The sequence below is a fragment of the Burkholderia sp. SJZ089 genome, assembly GCF_007828315.1.
Taxonomy (GTDB): domain Bacteria; phylum Pseudomonadota; class Gammaproteobacteria; order Burkholderiales; family Burkholderiaceae; genus Burkholderia; species Burkholderia gladioli.
Map to the genome: position 1 here is coordinate 1 of NZ_VIUM01000029.1, position 21,587 is coordinate 21,587.

At 68.9% G+C, this 21,587-nt stretch carries 21 protein-coding genes and 1 pseudogene; 12 read left to right on the forward strand and 10 right to left on the reverse strand.

The window, feature by feature from the left end; translation table 11 throughout:
- Positions 1-186: pseudogene (gene glyA / locus FB600_RS34185) on the forward strand (serine hydroxymethyltransferase); the annotation flags it as partial.
- Between the two features lie 211 nt (positions 187-397).
- On the forward strand, positions 398-1,012 hold the full coding sequence (locus FB600_RS34190) for a dimethylsulfonioproprionate lyase family protein (RefSeq protein WP_186467896.1): 615 nt from the start codon (positions 398-400) through the stop codon (positions 1,010-1,012).
- A 16-nt stretch (positions 1,013-1,028) separates the two neighbouring features.
- On the opposite strand, the gene FB600_RS34195 is transcribed toward FB600_RS34190, so the two are convergent.
- Positions 1,029-1,934, reverse strand: a complete 906-nt coding sequence (locus tag FB600_RS34195; RefSeq protein ID WP_145758082.1) for a LysR family transcriptional regulator — start codon at positions 1,932-1,934, stop codon at positions 1,029-1,031.
- A 94-nt stretch (positions 1,935-2,028) separates the two neighbouring features.
- Between FB600_RS34195 and FB600_RS34200 the strand changes: the two genes are divergently transcribed.
- Positions 2,029-2,901 carry an aldo/keto reductase family oxidoreductase gene (locus FB600_RS34200; protein WP_145758083.1) on the forward strand — a complete coding sequence of 291 codons (873 nt, stop codon included), beginning with the start codon at positions 2,029-2,031 and terminating at the stop codon, positions 2,899-2,901.
- 310 nt (positions 2,902-3,211) lie between these two features.
- Positions 3,212-4,312 (forward strand): branched-chain amino acid aminotransferase, encoded by a 1,101-nt coding sequence (locus FB600_RS34205; RefSeq protein ID WP_145758084.1) that lies wholly within the window; start codon positions 3,212-3,214, stop codon positions 4,310-4,312.
- A gap of 94 nt (positions 4,313-4,406) precedes the next feature.
- Here the strand turns inward: FB600_RS34205 and FB600_RS34210 are convergent, their stop codons facing one another.
- Entirely contained in the window at positions 4,407-5,195 is a 789-nt protein-coding gene (locus FB600_RS34210; protein WP_145758085.1) for an IclR family transcriptional regulator, read from the reverse strand.
- A 223-nt stretch (positions 5,196-5,418) separates the two neighbouring features.
- On the opposite strand from FB600_RS34210, the gene pcaF reads away from it, so the two are divergent.
- Positions 5,419-6,621 carry a 3-oxoadipyl-CoA thiolase gene (gene pcaF / locus FB600_RS34215; RefSeq protein ID WP_145758086.1) on the forward strand — a complete coding sequence of 401 codons (1,203 nt, stop codon included), beginning with the start codon at positions 5,419-5,421 and terminating at the stop codon, positions 6,619-6,621.
- 64 nt (positions 6,622-6,685) lie between these two features.
- Here pcaF and FB600_RS34220 read toward each other — a convergent pair whose 3' ends face one another.
- Both FB600_RS34220 and FB600_RS34225 read right to left on the reverse strand, forming a co-directional pair.
- The gene (locus FB600_RS34220; RefSeq protein ID WP_105819615.1) at positions 6,686-7,258 is read right to left on the reverse strand and encodes a GNAT family N-acetyltransferase; all 573 of its coding nucleotides are present in this window, start codon (positions 7,256-7,258) and stop codon (positions 6,686-6,688) included.
- A complete protein-coding gene (locus tag FB600_RS34225) occupies positions 7,255-8,112 on the reverse strand; it encodes a class I SAM-dependent methyltransferase (protein WP_096752473.1) in 858 nt (285 codons plus the stop codon). Before FB600_RS34225 ends, FB600_RS34220 begins: the two co-directional genes overlap by 4 nt.
- A 294-nt stretch (positions 8,113-8,406) precedes the next feature.
- On the opposite strand from FB600_RS34225, the gene FB600_RS34230 reads away from it, so the two are divergent.
- Entirely contained in the window at positions 8,407-9,951 is a 1,545-nt protein-coding gene (locus tag FB600_RS34230) for a PAS domain-containing methyl-accepting chemotaxis protein (protein ID WP_013689297.1), read from the forward strand.
- Positions 9,952-10,042: 91 nt separating this feature from the next.
- The gene (locus tag FB600_RS34235) at positions 10,043-10,243 is read left to right on the forward strand and encodes a hypothetical protein (RefSeq protein WP_025101906.1); all 201 of its coding nucleotides are present in this window, start codon (positions 10,043-10,045) and stop codon (positions 10,241-10,243) included.
- Between the two features lie 111 nt (positions 10,244-10,354).
- Here FB600_RS34235 and FB600_RS34240 read toward each other — a convergent pair whose 3' ends face one another.
- Both FB600_RS34240 and gabT read right to left on the reverse strand, forming a co-directional pair.
- Positions 10,355-11,821: an NAD-dependent succinate-semialdehyde dehydrogenase gene (locus FB600_RS34240; RefSeq protein WP_098182510.1), complete on the reverse strand. Its 1,467-nt coding sequence runs from the start codon at positions 11,819-11,821 to the stop codon at positions 10,355-10,357.
- A 95-nt stretch (positions 11,822-11,916) separates the two neighbouring features.
- Positions 11,917-13,200: a 4-aminobutyrate--2-oxoglutarate transaminase gene (gene gabT / locus FB600_RS34245; RefSeq protein WP_145758087.1), complete on the reverse strand. Its 1,284-nt coding sequence runs from the start codon at positions 13,198-13,200 to the stop codon at positions 11,917-11,919.
- Between the two features lie 135 nt (positions 13,201-13,335).
- On the opposite strand from gabT, the gene FB600_RS34250 reads away from it, so the two are divergent.
- From FB600_RS34250 to FB600_RS34260, 3 genes are all read left to right on the forward strand, one after another.
- Positions 13,336-14,979, forward strand: a complete 1,644-nt coding sequence (locus FB600_RS34250) for a PLP-dependent aminotransferase family protein (protein ID WP_145758088.1) — start codon at positions 13,336-13,338, stop codon at positions 14,977-14,979.
- Positions 14,980-15,164: 185 nt separating this feature from the next.
- Entirely contained in the window at positions 15,165-16,292 is a 1,128-nt protein-coding gene (locus FB600_RS34255) for an ABC transporter substrate-binding protein (protein WP_186021895.1), read from the forward strand.
- A gap of 148 nt (positions 16,293-16,440) precedes the next feature.
- Complete coding sequence (locus tag FB600_RS34260) at positions 16,441-16,767, forward strand: hypothetical protein (protein WP_044274799.1); 327 nt, start codon at positions 16,441-16,443, stop codon at positions 16,765-16,767.
- Between the two features lie 57 nt (positions 16,768-16,824).
- Here FB600_RS34260 and FB600_RS34265 read toward each other — a convergent pair whose 3' ends face one another.
- The 3 genes from FB600_RS34265 to FB600_RS34275 all read right to left on the reverse strand — a co-directional run bounded on the left by FB600_RS34265 (position 16,825) and on the right by FB600_RS34275 (position 18,471).
- A complete protein-coding gene (locus FB600_RS34265) occupies positions 16,825-17,109 on the reverse strand; it encodes an addiction module antidote protein (protein ID WP_036030606.1) in 285 nt (94 codons plus the stop codon).
- Between the two features lie 3 nt (positions 17,110-17,112).
- A complete protein-coding gene (locus FB600_RS34270) occupies positions 17,113-17,409 on the reverse strand; it encodes a type II toxin-antitoxin system RelE/ParE family toxin (protein WP_013689303.1) in 297 nt (98 codons plus the stop codon).
- A 123-nt stretch (positions 17,410-17,532) separates the two neighbouring features.
- Positions 17,533-18,471 (reverse strand): ketopantoate reductase family protein, encoded by a 939-nt coding sequence (locus FB600_RS34275; protein ID WP_145758090.1) that lies wholly within the window; start codon positions 18,469-18,471, stop codon positions 17,533-17,535.
- 156 nt (positions 18,472-18,627) lie between these two features.
- On the opposite strand from FB600_RS34275, the gene FB600_RS34280 reads away from it, so the two are divergent.
- The gene (locus FB600_RS34280; RefSeq protein WP_047839961.1) at positions 18,628-19,098 is read left to right on the forward strand and encodes an Lrp/AsnC family transcriptional regulator; all 471 of its coding nucleotides are present in this window, start codon (positions 18,628-18,630) and stop codon (positions 19,096-19,098) included.
- A 34-nt stretch (positions 19,099-19,132) separates the two neighbouring features.
- On the opposite strand, the gene FB600_RS34285 is transcribed toward FB600_RS34280, so the two are convergent.
- Complete coding sequence (locus tag FB600_RS34285) at positions 19,133-19,969, reverse strand: DMT family transporter (RefSeq protein WP_098151644.1); 837 nt, start codon at positions 19,967-19,969, stop codon at positions 19,133-19,135.
- Between the two features lie 230 nt (positions 19,970-20,199).
- On the opposite strand from FB600_RS34285, the gene selD reads away from it, so the two are divergent.
- On the forward strand, positions 20,200-21,261 hold the full coding sequence (gene selD / locus FB600_RS34290; RefSeq protein ID WP_145758091.1) for a selenide, water dikinase SelD: 1,062 nt from the start codon (positions 20,200-20,202) through the stop codon (positions 21,259-21,261).
- Positions 21,262-21,587: the final 326 nt, after the last annotated feature.

Genomic DNA, 21,587 nt, shown 5'->3' on the forward strand with positions numbered 1-21,587 from the left:
TCGGGCATCCGCCTGGGTTCGCCGGCGATGACCACGCGCGGCTTTGGCGCGAAGGAAGCCGAGATCGTCGGCAACCTGATCGCCGACGTGCTGGAGGCGCCGGAGGACGCGGCGACGCTGGAACGCGTGCGTGGGCAGGTGACCGAGCTGACCCGGCGCTTCCCGGTTTACAGCGGTCGTTCGTAATCCTCTGCCAAACCGGCATGTCGCCGCGATTGACGGCGATATGCACGAGATCGCGCGCCGTCCCGGCCGTTATCGGCCGGGGCGGCGCGCCTGCGTTTGAGGATGGTCGGGCCGCAAGGACCCTGCCGCGAGTCGATCCGGACGACGCGCGGCGGCATCGATCGATCCGGATTCGACGAGGCGGCGAATGCGCGGCAGGAACCCGTTCGACATGCATCAGCTCCGTACCTGGCTGGATGATCTGGTGGCCTATCTCGATGCCGCGCACCGCGACCGTGACGATCTCGACGCGGTGCGCGACGCGCTGGGCTGCGAAATCGTGCCGGCGCAGCCGCCTGTCGAGGCGGCCGGCTTGCCGAGCGCCGATGCCTGGCTGGCCGAAGCGGTTGCGCGCGCAACCTCCGCCGACGCGAGGCTGGCCGCCATCGCGCAGGGCATCGCGCGGCTCGCGCCGTCGTTGCGCTGGTATCGACGGCCCACCGAGGCGCCCGATGTCGCGTTCGAGCACGGGCATGCCAATGCGATCGTGATCGGCGGCGCGGGGCTCGCGACGCTCGGCGGCCTGATCGTCGGAATCTCGCTGCTGGCGCCCGGGGTGGCCTATCCCGTGCATCGCCATCCGCCCGACGAGGTCTATGTGGTGCTGTCCGACGGGCAATGGTGGCGCGATGGCGCCGGCTGGTGGACGCCCGGCGCGGGTCAACTGGTGCTCAACGACGGCGGCGTGCTGCATTCGATGCGCGCCGGCGACGTGCCCTTGCTGGCCGTGTGGTTCCTGAGCGGCGCGACCGCCGGCGGCGTGCCGGGCCCGCTCGACGAGGCCTGAGCCCCGCGCTGCCTCCTCAAGCCGCCGATTCGGCGCGGATGAAGTCGATGAAGGCCCGCAGCGGCGCCGGCACGAGCCGCCGCCCCGGGTAGTAGAGAAACGGCCCCGAGAACGAATCCCACCACGGCTCGAGCACGCGCTCCAGCGCGCCGCTGTCGAAATGCGGCCGAAGCCAATCCTCGAACAGATAGACCAGGCCGGTGCCGGCCAGGGCCGCATCGACGCCAAGGTCGAAGGCCGCGCCCAGCTCCACCAGCAATTGCCCGGCCGGCTCGATGCGCAGCTTCTCGCCGTCGCGCACGAAATCCCAGGGCAACGTCGCGCGGCCCGGAAAGCGGCCGAGAATGCATTCGTGCTGCAGCAGTTCGCGCGGATGCGCCGGTCGCCCACGTCGATCGAGATAGGCCGGCGAGGCGCCCAGCGCCATGCGCTGCACGCGTGGGCCGATGGGCACCGCGATCATGTCCTGTTCGAGCCGTTCCTCGTAGCGGATGCCGGCATCGCAGCCGACCGCCAGCACGTCGACGAAGCTCTCGTCGGCGGCCACTTCCAGGCGGATATCGGGATAGGCGGCCAGGAAACGCGGCACGATCGCGGGCAGCACCAGGCGCGCGGCGCTGAGCGGCACGTTCAGGCGCAGCGTGCCGGCCGGCCGGTCGCGAAAGCCGTTGACCACGTCGAGCGCGGACTGCACCTCGTCGAGCGCCGGCGCGAGCCGCGACAGCAAGCGCGCGCCGGCCTCGGTCGGGGCCACGCTGCGCGTGGTGCGGTTCAGCAGACGCACGCCGAGCCGCGTCTCCAGGCGCCGCACCGCCTCGCTGAGGCCCGAGGCGCTGATGCCGGTCGCCTGCGCGGCGCCGCGAAAGCCGTTCGCGCGCGCCACCGCGACGAAGGCATGCAGATCGGATAAATCGGCACTCATTGTGCGCTCCTTCGTACAACCCGTTCGAATTATGCTGGCTTATCGAGACAATCGCCAGCGCGTAAGCTCGGCTTTCACTTCAAGGAGCAGCCAGATGAACGCCTCGTCCCAGACCCAGACCACCTACCCACTCGGCAGCCGCACGGTGCACCGGATCGGCTATGGCGCCATGCAGCTGGCCGGCCGCGCCGCCTTCGGGCCGCCCAAGGATCGCGCCGCGGCCATCGCGGTGCTGCGCGAGGCCGTCGAATCGGGCGTCGACCACATCGACACCAGTGATTATTACGGCCCCTATGTGACCAACGAGTTGATCCGCGAGGCGCTGCACCCCTATCGCGACGAGTTGGTGATCGTCACCAAGATCGGCGCGCGGCGTGACGACCAGGGGGGCTGGTTGCCGGCCTATTCGGCCGCCGAGCTCGAGAGCGCCGTGCACGACAACCTGCGCCGCCTGAAGCTCGACGTCATCGACGTGGTCAACCTGCGCATCATGTTCTCGGCGCTCGCGCCGACCGAGGGCTCGATCGAGGCGCAGTTGAGCGCGGTTGCCGAACTGCAGCGTCAGGGGCTGGTGCGGCACATCGGGCTCAGCAACGTCACGCGCGCGCAGGTGGAGGAGGGCCGGCGGCTCTGCGAGATCGTCTGCGTGCAGAATCACTACAACCTCGTGCATCGCGCCGACGATGCCCTGGTCGACGCGCTGGCCGCCGACGGCGTCGCCTACGTGCCGTTCTTCCCGCTCGGCGGCTTCTCGCCGCTGCAATCCTCGGTGCTCTCGGGCGTGGCCGAGCGCCTGGGCGCCACGCCGATGCAGGTGGCGCTGGCCTGGCTGCTGCGGCGCTCGCCGAACCTGCTGCTGATTCCGGGCACGTCGTCGCTCGCGCATCTGCGCGAAAACCTCGCGGCGCGGCAGTTGGTGCTGGACGACCAGGCGATGCGCGAACTGGGCGCGATCGCCGGCGCCTGAGCGATTTGCACCAATTGGTGAAAACCGTCGAAGTGCATTTTGACCCTGTATCCAGGCATCGAAATGCACTTTCGGCAGCGATCGAGCGGTTTTTCCCCCATCTCGCGCAATGCTCGCGAGACGCGCCCGATGATGCGCCAAGCCCTTGTTTTCAGGGCTTGCGGTGATATCCCGGCCGATTTTTCCGTGGATTTCGCCGCGCCTGCCGGGCCATTCCCAGATGCGCGGAACGCTCAGGTCGATTACAGTGTTCGGTTATCACGGCGGCGGGACGTTCCCGCCGTTCCCAAGAACACCAGGAGTCGACCACATGAGCACCGGCAGCACCCCGACTTTCCCGATCGAACGCCACCCGAATCCCACCTCCGCGGAAAAGCGCGCCGAGCTGCTCGCCAATCCCGGTTTCGGCAAGATCTTCACCGACTACATGGTGACGATCCAATACACCGAAGGCCAGGGCTGGCATGACGCGCGCATCGAGCCGCGCAAGGCGCTCGAAGTCGATCCGGCCATGCTCGTGCTGCATTACGCGCAGGAAATCTTCGAGGGCATGAAGGCCTATCCGCTGCCGGACGGCAAGATCGCCCTGTTCCGCCCCGAGCAGAACGCCAAGCGTTTCCGCAATTCGGCCCGTCGCCTGGCGATGGCCGAGCTGCCCGAGGAGCTGTTCGTCAACGCGGTGCGCGAGCTGGTGCGCCTCGAGCGCGACTGGATCCCGTCGGCCGAGGGCAGCGCGCTGTACCTGCGTCCGTTCATGATCGCCAACGAGGTGGTGCTGGGCGTGAAGCCCTCGGCGCGCTACCTGTTCTGCGTGGTGGCCACGCCGGTGGGCGCCTACTTCAAGGGCGACGCGTCGAAGGGCGTGGCGATCTGGGTGTCGGATGCCTACACGCGCGCGGCGCCCGGCGGCACCGGCGACGCGAAGTGCGGCGGCAACTACGCCGCGAGCCTGGCCGCGCAGGCCGAGGCCACGCGCGAGGGCTGCGACCAGGTGGTGTTCCTCGACGCGGTCGAGCGCAAGTGGATCGAGGAACTGGGCGGCATGAACGTGTTCTTCGTGTTCGAGGACGGCTCGCTGCAGACGCCCCCGCTGACCGGCACCATCCTGCCCGGCATCACGCGTGCGTCGCTGATCGATCTGGCGCGCGATCTCGGCTACACGGTGCGCGAGGAGCCGTATTCGATCGAGCAATGGGAAGCCGATGCGAAGAGCGGCAAGCTGGTCGAGGCGTTCGCCTGCGGCACGGCCGCCGTGGTGACCTCGATCGGGCAGGTGAAGGGCCGCAAGCACAACTTCACGATCGGCGACGGCAAGGCCGGCCCGGTGACCCAGCGCCTGAAGCAGAGCCTGGTCGGCATCCAGACCGGCCGCGAAGCGGACCAGCACGGCTGGGTGGATATCATCGGCTGATGCCGAATTTCGATTCGCGATTGCCGGATCGATGAAAAGAGGGTTACAGGTGTTTGGCCTGTAGCCCTTTTTTATTGCAGCGGAGCAGACTGTCTCAACTACGCCGCGCCACCAGTGCCGATACCGTCTGCGCCGCTTCCTGCAGCGGCTCCAGGAACTCCTTCACCATCTGCCGGGCGGTATGTCGCTGGGCATTCCCGCTGATGTTCATCGCCGCGATCACGCGGCCGCGCCGGTTGCGGATCGGCGCCGACAGCGAGATCAGCCCCGCCTCGAGTTCCTGGTCCACGATCGCCCAGCCCTGCTTGCGCACCGTCGCGATCTCGTCCTTGAGCGCGGCCGGGTCGGTGATGGTCCTGGGCGTGTGCGCCTGGATCGGGCTCAGTGCCAGCACCTCGTCGAGCGCGGCCTCGTCGAGCGAGGACAGCAGCACGCGCCCCATCGACGTACAGTACGCGGGCAGGCGGCTGCCGATCGACAGGTTGATCGTCATGATCTTGTGGGTCGGCACGCGCAGCACGTAGACGATCTCGGTACGGTCCAGCACCGCGGCCGAGCAGCTTTCATGGATGTGCGCCGACAGTTGCTCCATCACCGGCTCGGCCAGGTTCCAGAACGGCATCGAGGTGAGATAGGCGAAGCCGAGATCGAGGATCTTCGGCGTGAGCCGGAACAGCCGGCCGTCGGCCTCCACGTAACCGAGCGTCTGCAGGGTCAGCAGGATCCGCCGCGCCCCGGCGCGCGTGAGCCCGGTGGTGGCGGCCACCTCGGTCAGGGTCTGCTCCGGCCGCTGCGCGTCGAAGGCGCGAATCACCGCCAGTCCGCGCGCGAACGACTGGACGTAGGAGTCACCGGGTTTGGCCTGAAGATCGTCTGTACTCATGGGCTGGGGGAGGTTCGATGCAAGTGCGAAGAGTAGCGCATGGGGTCGGTTCAAGCCAAGGACGAAAGCCGGCCGCGAACTTGACAGGCTTGCACCCCCTCCCTATGATCGCAAAACAGTTCGATATTCGATCTTATGTTCGTATATAGAACATCTTCGGAGCCAGGCCGCGAGTTTTCCGGCCTGGCTCCCGTTCCATCCGAACGAAGTTCCGGAGACAACCATGACCGATGCATTCCTCTGCGACGCGATCCGTACCCCGATCGGGCGATACGGCGGCTCGCTGTCCAGCGTTCGTGCCGACGATCTCGGCGCCGTGCCGATCAAGGCGCTGATCGAGCGTAACCGCGATGTCGACTGGAGCGCGATCGACGACGTGATCTACGGCTGCGCCAACCAGGCCGGCGAAGACAACCGCAACGTCGCGCGCATGTCGGCGCTGCTGGGCGGCCTGCCGCAATCCGTGCCGGGTTCGACGGTCAATCGCCTGTGCGGTTCCGGCATGGACGCGATCGGCATCGCCGCGCGCGCGATCAAGTCGGGCGAGGCGGGCCTGATGATCGCGGGCGGCGTGGAGAGCATGAGCCGCGCGCCCTTCGTGATGGGCAAGGCCAGCAGCGCCTTCTCGCGCCAGGCCGAGATCTTCGACACGACCATCGGCTGGCGCTTCGTCAATCCGCTGATGAAGCAGCAATACGGCGTCGACTCGATGCCGGAGACGGGCGAGAACGTCGCCACCGACTACGGCGTGAGCCGCGCCGACCAGGATGCCTTCGCGCTGCGCAGCCAGCAGAAGGCGGCGCGCGCGCAGCAGGACGGCTCGCTGGCGCAGGAAATCGTCGCGGTCACGATCGCGCAGAAGAAGGGCGATCCGCTGGTGATCTCGCGCGACGAGCATCCGCGCGAGACCTCGCTGGAGGCGCTCGCCAAGCTCAAGGGCGTGGTGCGCCCCGACGGCACGGTGACGGCCGGCAATGCCTCGGGCGTCAACGACGGCGCCTGCGCGCTGCTGGTCGCCGACGAGGAGAACGCCAAGCGCCATGGCCTGGTGCCGCGCGCGCGCATCCTCGGCATCGCCACCGCGGGCGTCGCGCCGCGCGTGATGGGCATCGGCCCGGCGCCGGCCTCGCAGAAGCTGCTGGCGCGCCTGGGCATGAGCATCGACCAGTTCGACGTGATCGAGCTGAACGAAGCCTTCGCCTCGCAGGGCCTGGCGGTGCTGCGCATGCTCGGCGTGGCCGACGACGATCCCCGCGTCAACCCGAACGGCGGCGCGATCGCGCTGGGCCACCCGCTCGGCGCCTCGGGCGCGCGCCTGGTGACGACCGCGATGTACCAGTTGCATCGCACCCAGGGCCGTTACGCGCTGTGCACGATGTGCATCGGCGTCGGCCAGGGCATCGCGCTGGCCATCGAGCGCGTCTGAGCCGCGCGAAGCCGACCCCGCCGAACGGCGGAACGCCCGGAGCATCGGGCGTTCCGCCGTTTTTTCAGGTGCGCGGCGAGAGCGCCGGCCCTTCCAGATGAAGATCTTCCGGTTCGAGCGCGTACAGCGCCGGATCGGGCGAGGCGCTGGGCGTGAAGCCCAGCCGCAGGTAGAAATCGATGGTGCCTTGCGAGGGCGTGGCCGACACATAGAGCCGCGCCGCGCCCATCGCGAGCGCCTGCGCGGCGGCCTCGCGATAGAGCTGCTCGCCCAGCCCGCAGCCGCGCCAGTCGTGGCTCACATGCAGGAACTTCAGTTGCCGCAGCTCGCCGTTCGCGCCGAGCGGCCGGCTGTCGACGATCACCGCCGCGACCAGCCGCGCGCCGTCGAAGCTGCCCAGGCACCAGCCGCCGCGATCGTGGCAGTCGAGCAGGAGCGGCGTGTAGTGCTCGGCCTCGCCTTCGGGCCAGCCATCGACATCGTGGAATTCCGGCACCAACTGCAGCGCGCCGTCGCGCAGCACGTACATGTGGTGGATGATCTCGCGCCGGTCGATGGTCCAGACCAGGGGCAGCTCGTCGCGCGCCAGCAGGCGCCCGGCCAGCGCGTCGCGCTCGGCGCGGCTTCGGCGGTTCACGCCGCCGCCCGATGCGCGGCGATCGCGTACATCAGCGGCAGCCGCGGCATGCCGGCGGGCGGCACCATGCGATGCCCGTCCAGTTCCTCCATGTCGTCGAAGCCCTTCCAGCCGTTCGCGTAGGGATATTCGTCCAGGCTGTCGATCGCGAGCCCGGCCGCGACCAGCGCATTCACCACCTCGCCGATCCCCCACATGAATTCGTAGCTCGGATGCGGGTTCGCGAAATCGACCACGCCCGGCTGGTCGTGCCGCGCGCCGAGCCCCGTGCCGGAAGCCGCCACGTAATCGCCGACGCCGGCCGCCTCCAGGTTCGCCTCGCGCTTGAAATAGTCGTAGCCGGGTTTCCAGTGCGGATCGAAGTACAGCGCGAAGGGATGGAATTCGACCATCGCGAAGCGCCCGCCCGGTGCCAGCAGGCCGGCGATGCCCTGGGCCCAGGCGCGCAGGTCCGAGAGCCAGCAGATCGCGCCGTAGGAGGTGAACACGCGCTCGAAGCGCTCGCCGCGCGCGGCGGCCTCGGGCATCCAGTCGAGCACGTCGGCGCGCTCGAAGCGCGCGGGCAGGCTCGCGTCGGCCGACAGGCGCCGCGCGAAGTCGATCGCCTCGTCCGAGATATCGACGCCGGTCACCTGCGCGCCCAGGCGTGCCAGGCTCAGCGTGTCCTGCCCGGCATTGCATTGCAGGTGCAGCAGCCGCAAGCCGGCGATTTCACCCAGCAAGTCGAGTTCTTCCGGAAACAGCGTCGAGCCGCCATCGCGGAAAAAGGCCGCCTGATCGCCTTTATGGCTGTTATGCGCGACGGTTGCCGTATTCCAGGACAGCCGATTCAGCTCGTGCAGTTCTTTTTTCATGGGAATGATTCTGCGCTTGAAGGGATCGGTCACGCCGCATCCTTGTTATGGTTTTCTCAGGTGGCGCCATCCTCGCATTATTTGATCGAGATCATGTGGAGGACAGAATCGAATAATTTATTCGCCTGATGGGTAAGGTTTTCCGCCTGGCTGCCGACAAAAAAGAGATGAGCCCGCGGCCGTCGCCGGGCCGCGTCGATCGGCGCGGCGCCCGGCGCGCGGCGCGGGCCGCCAGGACCAACCGACCCAGAAAGAAGCCGCGGCGCCACGAGCGCCGTGCGCCGGAGCCCGCGAATGCGCAATAACCAGCCGGTCACGCAGCACGAATACGAATTTCCCGAAGACTCGACCCTGATGTCGACCACGCGCGCCGATGGCACGATCACCTACGCGAACGCGACCTTCGTGCAGGTCAGCGGTTTCACGCCCGAGGAGCTGGTGGGTTCGCCGCACAACATCGTGCGGCACCCCGACATGCCGCGCGAGGCCTTCGCCGACATGTGGGCCACCATCCAGGGCGGCGAGCCGTGGATGGCGCTGGTCAAGAACCGCCGCAAGAACGGCGATCACTACTGGGTGCGCGCCAATGCCGTGCCGCTGATGCGCAACGGCGAGCCGCAGGGCTACATGTCGGTGCGCACCAAGGCCACGCCCGAGGACATCGCGGCGGCCGAGGCGCTGTACCGCGACTTCCGCGAGGGCCGCGCGCGCGGCCGGCGCTTCCACAAGGGCGTGGTGATCCGCGGCGGGATCGGGCGGCTCGGCTCGCTGCTGAAGACCATGTCGGTGCGCACCCGCATGTACCTGCCGATGGCGGCGCTGGTGCCGGTGGTGACGGGCGGTGCCTGGGCCTCGGGCGTGACGGGCTGGCCGCTGGCCGGCGTGGCGGCCAGCACCGCGGTGGCGACGGGCCTGATCGTGGCCTGGCTCGATGCGCAGATCGCGCGGCCGCTGCGCGCGGTGCGCCGGCGCGCGCTGCGGGTGGCCACCGGCGAGAGCCGCGACGGCCCGGCCGTCACGCGCGTCGACGAGATCGGCATGACCCTGCGCACCATCGACCAGCTCGGGCTGATGTTCCGCTGGCTGGTGGACGACGTCAGCGAGCAGGTGCTGAACGTGCAGCGCGCCAGCAGCGAGATCGCGCAGGGCAACAACGACCTGAGCGCGCGCACCGAGCAGGCCGCCACGGCGGTCCAGCAGACCGCGTCCTCGATGGCGCAGATGACGGCCACCGTCTCCAGCAACGCCGCCACCGCCTCCCAGGCGAACCAGCTGGCGGTGTCGGCCAGCGACGCGGCCTCGCGCGGCGGTCACGCGGTCGGCGAGATCGTCGGCACCATGAACGAGATCACCGACAGCTCGCGCCGCATCTCCGACATCATCGGCGTGATCGACGGCATCGCCTTCCAGACCAATATCCTGGCGCTCAACGCCGCCGTCGAGGCGGCGCGCGCGGGCGAGCAGGGCCGCGGCTTCGCGGTGGTGGCGGGCGAGGTGCGCGCGCTCGCGCAGCGCAGCGCGAACGCGGCCAAGGAGATCAAGACCCTGATCGAGAACAGCGTCGAGCGCGTCGCCTCGGGCTCGCGCCGCGTCGACGACGCGGGCCGCACCATGGACGACCTGGTGGTGCAGGTCAAGCGCGTGGCCGACCTGATCGCCGAGATCAGCTCCTCGACCGCCGAGCAGAGCGTGGGCGTCGAGCAGGTCGACCGCGCCGTGGTCGACCTCGACAACATCACCCAGCAGAACGCGGCCCTGGTGGAGCAGAGCGCGGCCGCCTCGGAAAGCCTGCGTCAGCAGGCCACCTCGCTGGTCGACGCGGTCGGCGTGTTCCGCTGAGCGCCTGGGAGCCTCGCGCCCGGCGTGCGCGGCCGGGCGCCTCCCTTTCTCGATCGACCGCGCGCATCGAGACGAACCAGGGCGGATCGCGATGGCGACCTATCGGGACATACAGACTTACGTGAAGGAGCGCTACGGCATCGTCGCGCAAAGCGGCTGGATCGCGCATGTGAAGGAGCTCAACGGCTTGCCGATCAAGAGCCTGCGCAAGACCACGCGGCTCAAGCAGTGCCCGCAGCAGTGGCGCGGCGCGATCGAGGAGGCGATGCGCCATTTCGGCTGGCTCGGCTGAGTCGGCTCGAGGCGCGGCGCGCGCCCATGAAAAAACGCCTTCGCGGCGGCTGCCGCGAAGGCGTTTCGTCGTCCGGAGCACGACGGGCCCGCGCTCGGGCCCGGCTGTGTCTCACACCGCGAGACACAGATACTTGATCACCACGTAGTCGTCGATGCCGTAGTGCGAGCCCTCGCGGCCGAGGCCCGATTGCTTGACGCCGCCGAACGGCGCCACCTCGTTCGAGATCAGGCCGGTGTTGATGCCGACCATGCCGTACTCGAGCGCCTCGGCGACGCGCCAGACGCGGCCGATATCGCGGCTGTAGAAGTAGGCGGCCAGGCCGAACTCGGTGTCGTTCGCGAAGCCGATCACTTCCTCGTCGGAGGCGAAGCGGAACAGCGGCGCGAGCGGGCCGAAGGTTTCCTCCTTCGCGACCTTCATGTCGGGCGTCACGCCCGTCAGCACGGTCGGCTCGAAGAAGCCGTGGCCGAGCGCGTGGCGCTTGCCGCCCGTGGCGATGCTGGCGCCCTTGGCGAGCGCGTCCTCGATATGCGCCTCGACCTTCAGCACGGCGGCCTCGTTGATCAGCGGGCCCTGCATCACGCCGGCCTCGGTGCCGCGCCCGACCTTGAGCTTCTCGACCGCGGCCGCGAGCTTGGCGGCGAACGCGTCATAGACCTTGTCGTGCACGTAGAAACGATTGGTGCACACGCAGGTCTGGCCGCTGTTGCGGTACTTCGAGGCGATCGCGCCCTCGACGGCCGCGTCGAGATCGGCATCGTCGAACACGATGAAGGGCGCGTTGCCGCCCAGTTCGAGCGAGACCTTCTTGACGGTCGGCGCGCACTGCGCCATCAGCAGGCGGCCCACCGGCGTGGAGCCGGTGAACGAGAGCTTGCGCACCGTGGCATTGCCGGTCAGCTCGCCGCCGATCGCCTTCGGGTCGCCGGTGACCACGCTGAACACGCCGGCCGGCACGCCCGCGCGCTCGGCCAGCACGGCCAGCGCGAGCGCCGAGAACGGCGTGGCCTCGGCCGGCTTGACCACGATCGGGCAGCCCGCCGCCAGCGCCGGGCCGACCTTGCGGGTGATCATCGCGGCGGGGAAATTCCACGGCGTGATCGCGGCGCAGACGCCCACCGGCTCCTTGGTGACGACGATGCGCCTGTCGCCGGCCGGGGTCGGAATGGTGTCGCCATAGACGCGCTTGCCTTCCTCGGCGAACCACTCGATGAAGGAGGCGGCGTAGAGGATCTCGCCGCGGGCCTCGGCCAGCGGCTTGCCCTGCTCGGTGGTGAGGATCAGCGCGAGATCGTCGGCGTGCGCGAGCATCAGCTCGTACCACTTGCGCAGGATGGCGGCGCGCTCCTTGGCGGTACGGCGGCGCCAGGCCGGCCAGGCGGCGTTGGCCGCCTCGATGGCGCGGCGCGTCTCGGCCGCGCCGGCCAGCGGCACGCTGCCGAGCAGTTCGCCGTTGGCGGGGTTGCGGACTTCGAAGCTGGCGCCGTTGGCGGCGCCTTGCCATTCGCCGGCCAGGTAGATCTGCTGGCGCAACAGCGAGGGATCCTTCAGTGCTGCGGTGAATGCGATGCTCATGCCTTGCCTCTGGATGCGGATGCCGTTGCGATGCGGTGAACGGGACCCGCCGCGTTCACGGCGCAACGCGGCTGGTCGGGCGATGCCGGTGGACCTCAGGCGGCGACGCCGACGGTTTCCTTCAGCACTTCCTCGAGGATGCCGAGCGCCTCGTCGAACACGGCGTCCTGGATCGTCAGCGGGAACAGGAAGCGCACCACGTTCGAGTACACGCCGCACACCAGCAGCAACAGCCCGCGCTCGAGCGCGCGCGCCTGCACGCGCTTGGTGAAATCGGCATCGGGCTCCTGCGTGCCGGCCTTGAAGAACTCGACCGCGACCATCGCGCCCGGGCCGCGCACGTCGACGATCTGCGGTACCTCCGATTGCAGCGCCGAGAGCTTCGCCTTCAGCTTGTCGCCGAGCGCGGTGGCGCGCGCTTCCAGCTTTTCCTCGTCGATGATGTCGAGCACCGCGTGGGCCGCGGCCACCGCCAGCGGGTTGCCCGCGTAGGTGCCGCCCAGGCCGCCGGGCGCGGCCGCGTCCATCACGTCGGCGCGGCCGACCACGCCCGACAGCGGCATGCCGCCGGCCAGGCTCTTGGCCATGGTGGTCAGGTCCGGCAGCACGTCGTGGTGCTGCATCGCGAACAGCTTGCCGGTGCGCGCGAAGCCGGTCTGCACTTCATCGGCGATCAGCACGATGCCGTGTTCGTCGCAGATCTTGCGCAGGCCGCGCACGAAATCGGCCGGCGCCGCGTAGAAGCCGCCTTCGCCCTGCACCGGTTCGAAGATGATCGCGGCGACGCGCTTCGGATCGATGTCGGCCTTGAACAACATGTCGATCGCCTTCAGCGAATCGGCCACGCTGATGCCGTGCAGCGCGTTCGGATAGGGGGCGTGGAACACGTCGCCCGGGAACGGGCCGAAGTTCAGCTTGTAGGGGGCGACCTTGCCGGTCAGCGCCATGCCCATCATGGTGCGGCCATGGAAGCCGCCGGCGAAGGCGATCACGCCCGGCCGGCCGGTGAAGGCGCGCGCCATCTTGACGGCGTTCTCGACGGCCTCGGCGCCGGTGGTGAAGAAGGCCGCCTTCTTGGCCTGGCTGCCCGGCGCGCGGGCGATGATCTTCTCGGCCAGCTCGACGTAGGACGCGTAGGGGACGATCTGGTAGGCGGTATGCGTGAAGCACTCGAGCTGCTCGGCGATCGCCTTGACCAGCTTCGGATGACGGTGGCCGGTGTTCATCACGGCGATGCCGGCGGCGAAGTCGATGAAGCGGCGGCCCTCGACGTCCCACAGTTCGGCGTTCTCGGCGCGCGCGGCGTAGAAATCGCACATCACGCCAACGCCACGCGGCGTGGCGGCGTTCTTGCGGGCTTGCAGGTCGGCATTCTTCACGGGGATCTCCTTCCAGTCGGTCGATTCGGTTCGGTCAAGCGTTGAGGGCCGCGGGAGCGCGGCCGATGGAGACGACTATAATCAGATTTGGCTCTGAAAATCAGAGCCATTCCTGTAAATATCTAGGAGCCAATTTTGAGGGCGAGCGTTTTGTCGGATTGGCTGGCGCAGCGGCTGGTGCGCGGCGGCGGCGCGCAGCCGGTCTATCGGCAACTGCATCGGCTGCTGCAGCAGGCGATCCTGTCGCGGGAGTTGCCGGCCGGCACGCGCGTGCCCTCGTCGCGGCTGCTCGCCACCGAGCTGGGGATCGCGCGCAATACGGTCACCCAGGTCTACGAGCAACTGGTGCTGGAGGGTTACGTGAGCTCGGCGACCGGGCGCGGCACCTTCGTGGCCGATACCTCGCCCGACGAGATCGTCGGCGCGGCCGAGCGCGATGGAGTCGAGGGGGGCGGCCGGGCCGGCGCCGCGTCGCCCGATCCCGGCTGGCCGGGCGCGGCCGGGGCGAGGGAACGTGAGGCCGCGTCCGGGCTCGATCTCGGCCCGGCGCCCGATCCGGTCGCCGAAGCCGGCATCTCGCCCGCCGCGGCGTTGCGGCGCCCGCTGGCGCGCACGCTGTCCGCGCGCGGCGCGCGGCTGGTGGCCGGCGCCGGCGTCTCGAAACGGCAGGGCGGCGCCTTCATGCCGGGCGTGCCCGACGTGTCGCGCTTCCCGGCCCGGGTCTGGACCCGCCTGCACAACAAATACTGGCGCCGCCTGCGGCCCGACCTGCTGACCTACGCGCCGGGCGGCGGGCTCGCCTCGATGCGCGAGGCGCTGGCCGACTACCTGCGCACCTCGCGCTCGGTGCGCTGCTCGCCCGAGCAGATCGTGATCACCACCGGCATCCACCAGTCGATCGACCTGGCCACGCGCCTGCTGACCGATCCCGGCGACGTGATCTGGACCGAGGATCCCTGCTACTGGGGCGTGCGCAGCGTGCTGCACGTCTCGGGGCTGACCACGCGGCCGATCCCCGTCGACGAGGAAGGCATCGCGCCGAGCGCCGAGGATCTCGCCACGCCCCCCAGGCTGATGCTGGTCACCCCTTCGCACCAGTACCCGCTCGGCATGGTGATGAGCCTCGCGCGGCGGCGCATGCTGCTCGAATACGCGCGCCAGCACGGCGCCTGGATCATCGAGGACGACTACGACAGCGAATTCCGCTACGGCAGCCGGCCGCTGGCCTCGCTGCAGGGGCTCGACGGCAGCGGGCAGGTGATCTACGTGGGGAGCTTCGGCAAGACGCTGTTCCCGGGGCTGCGGGTGGGTTACCTGGTGGCGCCCGAGCCGCTGGCCGAAAGCTTCGCGACCGCCAGCGCCGAGCTGTATCGCGAGGGGCAACTGCTGCAGCAGGCGGTGCTGGCCGAATTCATCGCGGAAGGGCATTTCGTGTCGCATATCCGCAAGATGCGCGCGTTGTATGGCCTGCGGCGGCAGACGCTGCTCGACGTGCTGGGGCGCCGCTACGGCGATGCGCTGCCGGCAGTGGGCGGCGACGCGGGCCTGCACCTGGTGATGCGCCTGCCCGACGGCGCCGACGATCGCGCCGTGGCGCAGGCCGCGCTGGAGCGCAATATCGTGGTGCGCGCGCTGTCCGGCTATTACGCCGATCCGTCGCGCGCGGCGCCGGGGCTGCTGCTCGGCTACGCCTGCGTGCCCGAGGACGAGATCGGGCCGGCCTTCGAGACGCTGGCCGAGGCGATCGACGAGGTGGTGTTCGCGAAGCGGGGCGGCTAGCGCCGGCCGGCGCGGCTTTTTTCTCCCCGCGTGGAATAGCCGGGCCGGGTCGAACGTTCAGTGGGGGCGCCAGTACCGCGTCGCGCGACGCCGGCCGGCATCCGTCCCGCCCATTCATTCGATACGAGCCTCCCAGCATGAAGCCCTTCCTGTCCGCGCTGAAACCGATCCACGCCGCCTGCCTGATGGCCGGCCTCGCCGGGCTCGTCAGCCTGCCGGCGCTGGCCGACGTGAAGATCGGCGTGACCGTCTCGGCCACCGGCCCGGCCGCCTCGCTCGGCATTGCGCAGAAGAATACGATCGCGCTGCTGCCCAGGGAGATCGCCGGGCAGAAGATCGACTACATCGTGCTCGACGACGCCTCCGATCCCTCGCACGCGGTGCAGAACGCGCGCAAGCTCAGCAGCGAGGATCATGTCGACGCGCTGGTCGGCTCGACCATCGTGCCGAACTCGCTGGCGATGCTCGATATCGCCGCGCAGTCCGGCACGCCGATGATCGCGCTGGCCGCGGCCGCCTCGATCGTGGCGCCGATGGACGCCAAGCGCGGCTGGGCCTTCAAGACGCCGCAGAACGATGCGCTGATGGCCGGCGCGATCGTGCAGAACATGGTCGAGCATCATGTGAAGACGGTCGGCTTCATCGGCTTCGCGGATGCCTATGGCGAGAGCTGGCTCAACGAATTCGGCAAGGCGGCCGCGAAGGCCGGCATCCAGCTGGTCGCCAGCGAGCGCTACGCGCGCAACGACACCTCGGTCACCGGCCAGGTGCTGAAGATCGTCTCGCGCAATCCCGATGCGGTGCTGATCGCCGGCGCCGGCTCGCCGGCCGCGCTGCCGCAGAAGACGCTCAAGGAGCGCGGCTACAAGGGCCTCTACTACCAGACCCACGGCGTGGCGAACGGCGATTTCCTGCGCCTGTGCGGCAAGGATTGCGAAGGCACCTTCCTGCCGGCCGGCCCCTTGCTGGTGGCCGAGCAACTGCCCGATTCGAACCCCGTGAAGGCGAGCGCGCTGGTTTATCGGCGCGCCTATGACGGTGCCTATGGCGCGGGCAGCACCTCGACCTTCGGCGGCAATGCCTGGGATGCGGGCCTGTTGCTGCAGCAGGCGATTCCCGTCGCGCTGAAGCAGGGCCAGCCGGGTACCGCGGCGTTCCGCTCGGCGCTGCGCACCGCGCTCGAGAACACCAGGGATCTGCGGACTTCGCAGGGCGTCGTCAACATGACGCCGACCGATCACTCGGGCCTCGACGAGCGTGCGCGCGTGATGGTCGAGATCGTGGGCGGCGGCTGGCGGCTGGTGCCGAACTGATCGCCGATGTGATCGGTCTGTATCGCCGGTGGCGGGCGCGCTTCCTCATTTTGTTTCGCCATCGCGCCTGCCGATGGAATAGCCCGGTAGCCTGGCGCGTTACCCAAGTGTCACCGCTTGGGTGTCGCGACTGGCTTACGGACTCCTCATGGATTTGCTTACCTTGTGGCTCGGCATGATCGCCGTGCTGCTGCTGTTCGGACTGCTCATGTGGCTCAGGCCCGAATGGTTCCTGTCGACCATCTGGGTGCACCCGCCGCATCATCTCTGCGACGAGGCGATTTCGCATTTGTATGGAGAAGGAAAGCGAGGGGAGGCGGCCGCGGAGAATGCGGCTCATCTATCGTCGACGGACAATACAGAAATCGAAGTGGCCGCGGCGCGAGAAGCTGTCGCGGCGAATGCACTGGATAGGGAGCAGGTGTGTCCTTTGAACCAGGGCGCGATATCGCTGCGGAAGTCGCAGGTCGAGTAGCGTGCCTGGGTCACGGCTGAAGCAGGTTCATGGATCTCGCGCCGTGCCGAACCGATATCAGTGGGCGACGGTGAAGGTCATGCGAAGGCCCAGCGAGCGCAGGATCTTCTGCACGGTCTCATATCGAGGGTGAGCGCCAGGCGTCAGCGCCTTGTGCAAGGTGACCCGTCCAAGGCCGGCTTCCGACGCCACCTTGGTCATCCCGCGCGCGCGTGCGACAGCGGCCACGGCAGCAAGGAACACTGCGGGATCGGGATCCTCGGCCGCAACCGCGAGAAATTCCGCCACGGTTTCGTCATTGTCGAGATAGTCGGCCGCATCGAATTCGGCGTAATCGGGCATCGCTTACTCCTTCAGTTCGCGCGCCATCTGGAGCGCGCGCTTGATGTCTTTTTTCTGTGTAGATTTATCGCCACCGCAGAGAAGGACATAGACGATCTCGGCGCGACGGACATAGTAGATGCGATAACCCGGCCCGAAGTCGACCTTCATTTCGCGGACGCCTTCGCCTATCACGCGGTACTCGCCAAAATTGCCTAGCTGGGCACTGATCAGGCGTGCGGCGATTCGGGCTTTGCCGCGCTGATCACGCAGGCTGGAAAGCCAGTTTGTGAATTCACTGGAGCGCAGCAAAGTTACCATGCCGAAGTGTACCCAATTGGGTACACTTCGGCAAGTGACTAATCCTGTCGAGATTAGGACGAGCCGTTTTGCCGTTTGCTTGGGTAACAGCAGCAGACCGATCGGCTGTGTCTGACGCCGCCCTCAAGCCGCCACCGCCTCGCGCGTCCCCGCCGCTTCCCGCTCACCGCCCATCCGCGTCTCGACCAAGCCGATCAGCGCCACCAGCATCTGATTGACCGGTGTCGCCACCCCCAGCGCCGCGCCACGCCGCACGATCGCGCCGTTCAGATGCGCGATCTCGGTGGCGCGGCCGCGCGCGAAATCCTGCGCCATCGAGGAATACTGGCCGCCCGGGATAGTCCGACGAATGCGCGCGTACTGGCTGCCGGCATCGAGATCCATCCGCACGCCCTCGGCGCGGGCGACGGCCAGGCATTCGGCGAGCACGTCGCGCATCGCCTGCTCGGCCGCCGGCAGGGCGCTGACCGCGCCGAACGGCAGTTGCACCAGCGCCGAGATGGCGTTGTACGAGCAGTTCAGCACCAGCTTGTCCCACAAGGCCGCGGCCACGTCGGCGGAAACCCGGGTCGGCACGCCGGCTTGCTCGAAGCACCGCGCCACCGCCCCGCTGCCGGCGGCGGTCCCGATGATCAGGTCGCCGCGCCCGTGATGCCGGAGATGCCCGGCATCGGCCATCTCGCAGGCCACGTAGACAGCCGCGGCGATCGCGGGGCGGCCCAGCGCGGCCTCGAGGGTCGCCGCGTTGTCGATGCCGTTCTGCAGCGACACCACGACCGCCTCGCGTTTCAGGTGCGGGCGCAATGCCGCGGCCGCCTCGACGGTATCGTCCGATTTCACGCAGACCAGCACCAGATCGGCCTCGGCGGCCACCGCCGGATCGGTGCTCGCCCGCACCGGGACGCGCTCGTCGAAATGCGCGGATTCGAAGCGCAGGCCCTGCGCGCCGATCGCCTCGACATGCCGCGCTCGCCCGATCAGCACCACGTCCTGGCCGGCCCGCGCCAGCATCCCGCCATAGAAGCACCCCACGGCGCCCGCGCCCATCACCACTACCTTCATCCTTGCTCTCCAGGTTCGCGTTCGCGTCCTCGCGGACCGAAACTGCTGGAATGGTAGTGGCGCAGCACTGTACAGTTCAGCCAAAAGCTGTGCGATTCGGTGCCGTACGTGGCTCGAAACGCCAATTTTTTCAGTTGAATCGAGGAATGGAGCCAAATGAAGCTCGACAAGACCGATGTGACGATCCTCAACGCGCTGCAGCGCAACGCGCACGTGAAGGCGGCCGAACTGGCCGAGGAACTGTCGATCTCGCCCTCGCCGCTGTACCGGCGCATCCGCCTGCTCGAGGAGGCGGGCGTGATCAAGGACTACGTCGCAGTGCTCGACCAGGACAAGGTGGGTTATCCCGTCAACGCCTACGTGTCGGTGGCGGTGGAGAAGTCGGCCGATACGCTGGCGGCTTTCGAGCGCGTGATCCGCGGCTGCGACGAGGTGATGGAGTGCTACCTGATGACGGGCGCCTACGACTACATGATCCGCGTGGTCGCGAACGACATCCCGGGCATCGAGCGCTTCGTGATGTCCAGGCTGGCCACCATCGAGGGCGTGCGCGACGTCAGCACGGCGATCACGCTGCGCCGCGTGCAGTACAAGACGGGCTTGCCGGTGAAGGTGGTGGAGCGCTGAGCGCGCCGGGCCGCTGGATGGGCCGGCCTGCGTGCTACATCCGGATCAGCACGGCGCCCGCCACCACCATCGCGCAGGCCAGCAGGCGCCGCGGGGTGGGCTGCTCGCGCATGGCGAACCAGCCGATGCCGATCGCGAAGATCGAGCTGGTCTCGCGCAGCGCCGAGACGGTGGCCACAGGCAGGTAGCGGTAGGCCAGCGTGACGATCGCATAGGCGCCCAGCGCGCAGGTGCCGGCGGCCACGCCGCGCCAGAGCGTGGCGCTCGGCGCCAGCAGCGCGCGCGGGCCGCCGCGCAGCGCGCAGACCAGCGCGAACTGCGGCACGTTCCACAGCAGGTAGACCCAGCAGATATACGACAGCGAATTTCCGGCCAGGCGCACGCCGATGCCGTCCACCACCGAATACGCGGCGATGAACACGCCGGTCAGCACCGCATAGGGCACGCTCTCGCCGGACAGGCGCAGGCCGCGCCGCAGCGCCAGCGAGATGATGCCGCCGGAAACCAGGGCGATGCCGGCCAGCGCGAAGGCCGAGGGCCGTTCGCCGAGCGCGGCGAAGGCGAACAGCGCGACCAGCAGCGGGGAACTGCCGCGCGCGATCGGGTAGATCTGGCTGAATTCGCCGCTGCGATAGGCGCGCAGCAGGGCCACGCAATAGCCGATCTCGAGCAGGGCCGAGGCCGCGATGTAGGGCCACGCGGCCGCGGCCGGCGCCGGCAGCCACAGCGCGCCGGCCACCCCGGCGACGAGGTAGGGCACGGCCATCGTCCCGAGCTGGATCACGCGATCCTCGCTGACGTGCAGGAAGGCATTCCAGATCGCGTGCAGCAGCGCGGAGAACAGCACGAGGGCAACGAGCAGATGGTCCATGACGGCGGGAGGCGGGAGAGGAGCCGGAAACGAGGAGCCGGTTTGCCGGCCCGCAGGCCTGGTTGGAATTGCGGCAATCGGAGGCAAAATGCGGCAAGCCGTGGATTATCGCAGCATGCTCCCGGTTTCGCCAAGTGTCCGTTTCGTGACGCCCGGCGCGGGTCGCGCCCGCGTTCGCCGCGGATTGTCGATAATGGCGCTTTCCCAACCACGACCACCACACCCTCGCCATGAACTCGAACCCGCAATCGAATCAGCCGCCGCGCCTGACCAGCCTGTCGCACGGCGGCGGCTGCGGCTGCAAGATCGCACCGGGCGTGCTGGCCGACCTGCTCAAGCGCAATGCGCCGCCCGCGCTGTTCCCCGACCTGCTGGTCGGCACCGAGACCGCCGACGATGCCGCCGTCTACCGGCTCAACGACGAGCAGGCGATCGTCGCCACCACCGATTTCTTCATGCCGATCGTCGACGATCCCTACGACTTCGGCCGGATCGCCGCCACCAATGCGCTGTCCGACGTCTACGCGATGGGCGGCAAGCCGATCCTGGCGCTGGCCCTGGTCGGCATGCCGATCAACGTGTTGCCGCACGAGACCATCGCGGCGGTGCTCAAGGGCGGCGAGGCGGTCTGCGCCGAGGCGGGCATTCCCGTCGCGGGTGGCCATTCGATCGACTCGGTCGAGCCGATCTACGGGCTGGCCGCGCTGGGCCTGGTGCATCCGTCGCGCGTCAAGCGCAACGCGGGCGCGCGCGCCGGCGACGTGCTGGTGCTCGGCAAGCCGCTCGGCGTCGGCGTGCTGTCGGCCGCGCTGAAGAAGAACCAGCTCGACGCCGCCGGCTACGCGGCGATGATCGCGGCCACCACCAAGCTGAACCGGCCCGGCGCGGAGCTGGCCGCGCTGCCGGGCGTGCACGCGATGACCGACGTGACCGGTTTCGGCCTGCTCGGCCATGGGCTCGAGGTGGCGCGCGGCGCGGGGCTGACGGCGCGCGTGCGTTACGCCGCGCTGCCCTGGCTGGCCGGCGCCGAGGCGTTCGCCGAGGCCGGCGTGGTGACCGGCGCGTCGGGGCGCAACTGGGCCGCCTATGGCGCCGAGGTGCGGCTCGGCGAGGGCCTGCCCTCGATCGCGCAGGCCCTGCTGACCGATCCGCAAACCTCGGGCGGCCTGCTGGTCGCCTGCGCGCCAGACAGCGTCGACGAGGTGCTGGCCTGCTTCCACGCCGACGGTTTCGCGCAGGCGGCCGTGATCGGCGAACTGGTCGACGGCGCGCCGCGTATCGAGGTGACCTGAGGAGGTGCACTGAGGCGCTGAACTGAGCCGCCGGCACAGGTCGACGCCCATCGACGGGAGCCATCGCGGCTCCCGTTTTCATTGCGCCGGGCGCCCGGAAATTTGGCCGGCCGCGCGCGACCGATAGAATCGCAATCCTGTCGTACGAATTCGCGGCCGGTTCCGCCGGTTCCGCTCGCTCCGGCGTTCGCCGCTTCGGGCTTGCCGGCGGCGCGTGCCGCGTGTTCGCTACGCTTGTGGCCTGGCTGACGGCGACCTCGATCGCCGCGGGCCGCGTCGTGTCCCCGCGTCACGACGAAACCGACGCGCGCGCCATGCCGGAGGGC

Coding starts and splice junctions, on each gene's coding strand:
- FB600_RS34280 (WP_047839961.1), top strand. CDS start 18,628: ATGAAGCTCGACAAGACCGATGTGACGATCCTCAACGCGCTGCAGCGC.
- FB600_RS34265 (WP_036030606.1), bottom strand. CDS start 17,109: ATGCCCGATTACGCCGAATTCGATGCGGCCGACTATCTCGACAATGAC.
- FB600_RS34200 (WP_145758083.1), top strand. CDS start 2,029: ATGAACGCCTCGTCCCAGACCCAGACCACCTACCCACTCGGCAGCCGC.
- FB600_RS34230 (WP_013689297.1), top strand. CDS start 8,407: ATGCGCAATAACCAGCCGGTCACGCAGCACGAATACGAATTTCCCGAA.
- FB600_RS34275 (WP_145758090.1), bottom strand. CDS start 18,471: ATGAAGGTAGTGGTGATGGGCGCGGGCGCCGTGGGGTGCTTCTATGGC.
- FB600_RS34190 (WP_186467896.1), top strand. CDS start 398: ATGCATCAGCTCCGTACCTGGCTGGATGATCTGGTGGCCTATCTCGAT.
- FB600_RS34235 (WP_025101906.1), top strand. CDS start 10,043: ATGGCGACCTATCGGGACATACAGACTTACGTGAAGGAGCGCTACGGC.
- FB600_RS34285 (WP_098151644.1), bottom strand. CDS start 19,969: ATGGACCATCTGCTCGTTGCCCTCGTGCTGTTCTCCGCGCTGCTGCAC.
- FB600_RS34240 (WP_098182510.1), bottom strand. CDS start 11,821: ATGAGCATCGCATTCACCGCAGCACTGAAGGATCCCTCGCTGTTGCGC.
- FB600_RS34210 (WP_145758085.1), bottom strand. CDS start 5,195: ATGAGTACAGACGATCTTCAGGCCAAACCCGGTGACTCCTACGTCCAG.
- selD (WP_145758091.1), top strand. CDS start 20,200: ATGAACTCGAACCCGCAATCGAATCAGCCGCCGCGCCTGACCAGCCTG.
- FB600_RS34260 (WP_044274799.1), top strand. CDS start 16,441: ATGGATTTGCTTACCTTGTGGCTCGGCATGATCGCCGTGCTGCTGCTG.
- FB600_RS34195 (WP_145758082.1), bottom strand. CDS start 1,934: ATGAGTGCCGATTTATCCGATCTGCATGCCTTCGTCGCGGTGGCGCGC.
- pcaF (WP_145758086.1), top strand. CDS start 5,419: ATGACCGATGCATTCCTCTGCGACGCGATCCGTACCCCGATCGGGCGA.
- FB600_RS34255 (WP_186021895.1), top strand. CDS start 15,165: ATGGCCGGCCTCGCCGGGCTCGTCAGCCTGCCGGCGCTGGCCGACGTG.
- FB600_RS34205 (WP_145758084.1), top strand. CDS start 3,212: ATGAGCACCGGCAGCACCCCGACTTTCCCGATCGAACGCCACCCGAAT.
- FB600_RS34270 (WP_013689303.1), bottom strand. CDS start 17,409: ATGGTAACTTTGCTGCGCTCCAGTGAATTCACAAACTGGCTTTCCAGC.
- FB600_RS34225 (WP_096752473.1), bottom strand. CDS start 8,112: ATGAAAAAAGAACTGCACGAGCTGAATCGGCTGTCCTGGAATACGGCA.